At 33.6% G+C, this 4,531-nt stretch carries 5 protein-coding genes and 1 pseudogene; 4 read left to right on the top strand and 2 right to left on the bottom strand.

Annotated features, from left to right (window positions below):
• Window positions 1–346: 346 nt before the first annotated feature.
• Window positions 347–544, bottom strand: coding sequence for a hypothetical protein (locus IC220_RS06115; protein ID WP_188153602.1), 198 nt, complete (start codon window positions 542–544; stop codon window positions 347–349).
• A 249-nt stretch (window positions 545–793) separates the two neighbouring features.
• Here IC220_RS06115 and IC220_RS06110 point away from each other — a divergent pair, with 249 nt between their 5' ends.
• The 4 genes from IC220_RS06110 to ybeY all read left to right on the top strand — a co-directional run bounded on the left by IC220_RS06110 (window position 794) and on the right by ybeY (window position 3,920).
• Complete coding sequence (locus IC220_RS06110) at window positions 794–1,660, top strand: hypothetical protein (protein ID WP_188153601.1); 867 nt, start codon at window positions 794–796, stop codon at window positions 1,658–1,660.
• 189 nt (window positions 1,661–1,849) lie between these two features.
• Window positions 1,850–3,052 carry a cell division protein FtsZ gene (gene ftsZ, locus IC220_RS06105; protein ID WP_188153600.1) on the top strand — a complete coding sequence of 401 codons (1,203 nt, stop codon included), beginning with the start codon at window positions 1,850–1,852 and terminating at the stop codon, window positions 3,050–3,052.
• A complete protein-coding gene (locus tag IC220_RS06100) occupies window positions 3,052–3,450 on the top strand; it encodes an EVE domain-containing protein (protein WP_188153599.1) in 399 nt (132 codons plus the stop codon). Before ftsZ ends, IC220_RS06100 begins: the two co-directional genes overlap by 1 nt.
• The gene (ybeY, locus tag IC220_RS06095; RefSeq protein WP_188153598.1) at window positions 3,444–3,920 is read left to right on the top strand and encodes an rRNA maturation RNase YbeY; all 477 of its coding nucleotides are present in this window, start codon (window positions 3,444–3,446) and stop codon (window positions 3,918–3,920) included. Before IC220_RS06100 ends, ybeY begins: the two co-directional genes overlap by 7 nt.
• Window positions 3,921–4,041: 121 nt before the next feature.
• Here the strand turns inward: ybeY and IC220_RS06090 are convergent.
• A pseudogene (locus tag IC220_RS06090) lies at window positions 4,042–4,531 on the bottom strand (transposase family protein); the annotation flags it as partial.

The following is a 4,531-nucleotide window of genomic DNA, read 5'->3' as shown; positions in this document are numbered from 1 at the left end:
TTATATATCTTATTGCATTAATAATCGCTCTAATATCGTGTTTTCTTGGCCTTCCTATTGCCCCTTGTGCAACGTATGGCTCTAGTATTTCCCATTCTTTGTCACTTATGTCACTTGGATACATTTTTTTACCTCTTAATTCTACATTTGCTTTAGTATATTTATCTTTTCATTTCTTTTCAAGACATCTTCTTAGATATAATAGTAACTGAGACACGTATAAGGCATAGGTTATCTATATAATCCATCAGTTGTGGACTAGAAAGTGATCAAGGAAATGGGGTACATTACTAATATATAATAGTTTAGATGTATGGTCCCAGAGTATGATGGAAGTATAAACAATTTATAGTGGATACGCTGGGACCATACATCTAAGCAAACGGTCTTCCATACTTAATTTATTTGGTTTGCCACCTCGAGCTTTTTTCTTAACTTCCTCCTCTATTAAAATTTCTGTCATTCTTCCGAATATACTACGTTTTACCCCTGTTAATCGTCGAAATTCTTCATCTTCCAACCTGCTTACTTTTTTTAATCTCATTATACTGCCTATGCTCTTTCTTGTGCATATTATAACCTTTAATATAGCTATGTAAGGGATCTATTGAACACCATTGGTTTGCTATCAAATTTGCTATCAAAATAGAGCTAGAGAACGTTTATGCTTTTCTTTAATCGTTTCTACCATTATGGAGAGCTATATATTAGCTATATAGTATATTGAGCTTAAGCAAATCTTAATAAATTAAAAATACAATTCATTTAGTAAATTTATTTATAAGAGGATGAAATGATAAAAAATATTTTAATTACAAATAAGACTTTAGTGAGTCTTGAGTTAGCTAATAAAGAAGATTTAGAAAATTTTATTAAGATTTTTACCATATTTGATAGGCATAAAGCAGCTAGCACGCTTTTTACAGATGAGGTGAAAATAGAATATGCGCAACACAACGCAATGGAAGTTGTTAAGCTACTCAAGGATACAAATTTTACATATAATGATATCGAAAACATATTAAATCACTTGAGCAAGCATGGAATGAAAGTAACCAATAATATCATAGCGCACGCGCTTATAGCTGCGTATGATACTGCTCTTGATTCTAGAGATATAGCTTTTTCACTTTTTGAAAACTCTCCACAATTTAATATTAAAGTGAGTAAAAATACATTCATAATCACACCTATGAGTGAATCACACCTAGAGTTGAATTCAAAAAATAGCATGGAATTCATAAAATTATTAAAGGATGAAAAAAGTATGTATGATTGTGTAGTAAAGGAAAATAATATTGATGTTATAGTACACTCCGAAATACATCAAACTATCAATTCAATAGTAGAATCATTAATAAAGTCTAATCTGTTAGCAAAAGGAGAAGAAGAGAAACTCAAGGCAAGATTGAGACAGCTTGCCTTTAAAGATCAAGCTTTTGTTGAATACTCTAGTATCAAGACTATCAATAAGTATCCACACGGTCACCCTCTAAGGAAACACGAAAATGTTACCAAGGGTATAGAAAATATTTTATATGATTTTATAGAAAATGAAGATAGTAAATTTGCTATAGAACGATTAAATAGACTGCAGATTGCTCCGGATACTCCAAGGATTATCACAAAAACTATAGATAAACTTGTGAAATTTCACTAGAAAAAAGGGGGAATATATAAAATATATTTTTGTATAAGAATAAAGTTATTGCTTTACAGTATATAAAATGTTAATAATAAGTAAACTCCATTGAGTGTTTATAAGTTTAGAATAGTGAAAAGTGTTTGCATATTGATAAAAAAGCGGTAGTGTATTGTCAAGTGAGTTCGCTTTTAATTGAGTAGTTAAATGTCTATTGATCTTAATTTACCAGAGTTACCTGTACTGCACCCAAGAATTACTGTTGTGGGAGTGGGTGGTGCAGGTGGGAATGCTGTGAACAACATGATTCAATCTAATTTGCAAGGGGTCAATTTTGTTGTAGCAAACACTGATGCTCAAGCGTTAGAAAAGTCTTTATGTGATAAGAAAATTCAGCTTGGCATTAATTTAACTAAAGGCCTTGGTGCTGGTGCATTACCTGATGTTGGAAGGGGTGCAGCAGAAGAATCAATTGATGAGATTTTGGATCATATAAAAGATAGTCATATGCTTTTTATCACTGCTGGAATGGGTGGTGGTACTGGAACTGGTGCAGCACCAGTGATTGCAAAAGCAGCACGGGAAGCTAAAGCTGCAGTAAGGGATAAAGTATCAAAGGAAAAAAAGATATTAACAGTTGGAGTTGTTACCAAGCCGTTTGGTTTTGAAGGTGTGCGCCGCATGAGAATTGCAGAACTCGGCCTTGAAGAGTTACAGAAATATGTGGATACACTTATTGTCATTCCAAATCAGAATTTATTTAGAATTGCAAATGAAAAAACAACTTTTTCTGATGCGTTTAAACTTGCTGATAATGTATTACATATTGGCATTAGGGGAGTAACTGACTTAATGGTTATGCCAGGTCTAATAAATCTTGATTTTGCTGATATAGAAACAGTAATGAGTGAAATGGGCAAGGCAATGATCGGCACTGGAGAAGCAGAAGGGGAAGAGAGAGCAATTAGTGCTGCAGAAGCTGCTATATCTAATCCGCTTCTTGACAATGTGTCAATGAAAGGCGCACGAGGAATATTAATTAATATTACTGGTGGTGGAGATATGACCCTCTTTGAAGTGGATGCTGCTGCAAACAGAGTTCGTGAAGAAGTAGATGAAAATGCAAACATCATATTTGGTGCTACTTTCGATGATTCGATGGAAGGAAAAGTCAGAGTTTCTGTTTTAGCAACTGGAATTGATTGTAACACTGATCATAATAGTAAATTAGAAACTCCGCCTATAAATCATACTAATAATATAGAACAAGAGAAGTTTAAGTGGTCTTACAGTCAAAGTAAAGGTGTGCAAACGGAAACAAAAGAATATGCCACAGTTGAACCAGAAAGTGAAATTAAATGGAGTAGCAATATCTACGATATACCGGCATATTTAAGAAGAAAGAAATAATGCATTTTTGGCTTTTGAAGTCAGAACCCAGTGAATATTCATGGAAACAGATGGAAAGTGATCGCATAGTACCATGGGATGGTGTATGCAATTACCAAGCACAAAACTACATGAAAGGTATGAAAGTGGGTGATTTTGCTTTTTTTTATCATACAGGTAAGGAGAAAGCTATAGTGGGAGTAGTTGAAGTATTTAAAGAGCACTATTATGCTGATAATCCTAAGTTTGGATTAGTAGATGTAAAATTTCTAAAACCTTTAAATAATCAAGTCACGTTACAAAAAATAAAACATAATCAGCTCCTAAAGAACATGACCATACTCAAGCAACCACGGTTATCTATTTCTCCTGTTTCGGCAATTGAATGGAATGAAATAATCAAGATTAGCATATGTTAGAAGTCAATGTTCTCGACGAAAAATGGTACAATATCATTGAGGATCCAGAAAATTTTGTATTAAATATTATAAATACCTCTCTAAAAGCGTTGGAAATATCTCATTACAAGTTGAGTATATCAATAGCGTTGGCTGATGATAATTTCCTGCATCAGCTTAATTTAAAGTTTAGAAAAATAGATAAGCCAACTAATGTGTTATCATTTCCATGTGAGCAATTATCTAATGAATGTGACCTAGGAGATATAGCAATCTCAATAGACACTATAAAAAGAGAATCATATGAGTACTATATACCTATTCTTTCCCACGTTGCACACATGTTAATACACGGGCTACTTCACTTACTTGGCTATGATCATGAAACACAAGATGAGGAAGTTATAATGAAAGATTTGGAAAATAGACTTCTTACACAACTTAACAACCATAACCATTCTCATAATGGTAAAAATAAGATAAAAATTTGATGATCATATTTATAAAGAGAGACACCTGATCGAGTAGACCTCTTTTGAAACCAGCTCCCCTGCGAAACAACATAAAGAGAGTTGCTGATAAAATGGTAAGGAACCCCAACCCGAAAGCTCCGTGCCTTAGGTTCACAATACCAGCAATAATGTTGAATCTCATGTTATATTTCTTCTGAAAATTGCGGTAAACATTTGATATAATTTTGAATATTTTGATCTCGCGAATTTTATTTTCCACTCGCATCCTCCAGCTTTCTATTATGCTCCTTTTGCTCTTCCGTTAGTGGTTTTTTCCGGATATGGAATTACTACATTACTTTGAACTTTTTGCCATCCTTGATAGCCGGAATCAGCATGTTTTATGCTATCTTTTGGTAACAATTTTTCCTGCTTTCGTATGCGAAAATCATGCTCGATGCGACTTTGAAACTGACAACACTTTCTTCGATCGGTTTTTATGGTCGTTGTTTTCTTTTTGCCAGAGTAACTTTTTTTACGTTTTTTGCTGTCTTTTGGTCGCTGTATCGGCTGTGCTGTAACATCTGCTAAAAATCCTTTCGGGCGTTAAGGTTCTATCCTTTTTTATGCTAATTTTTTTTGCCAACAAT

This window comes from Wolbachia endosymbiont of Pentalonia nigronervosa, assembly GCF_014534705.1.
Lineage (GTDB): Bacteria > Pseudomonadota > Alphaproteobacteria > Rickettsiales > Anaplasmataceae > Wolbachia.
This window is presented reverse-complemented; position numbering and strand designations above follow the sequence as displayed.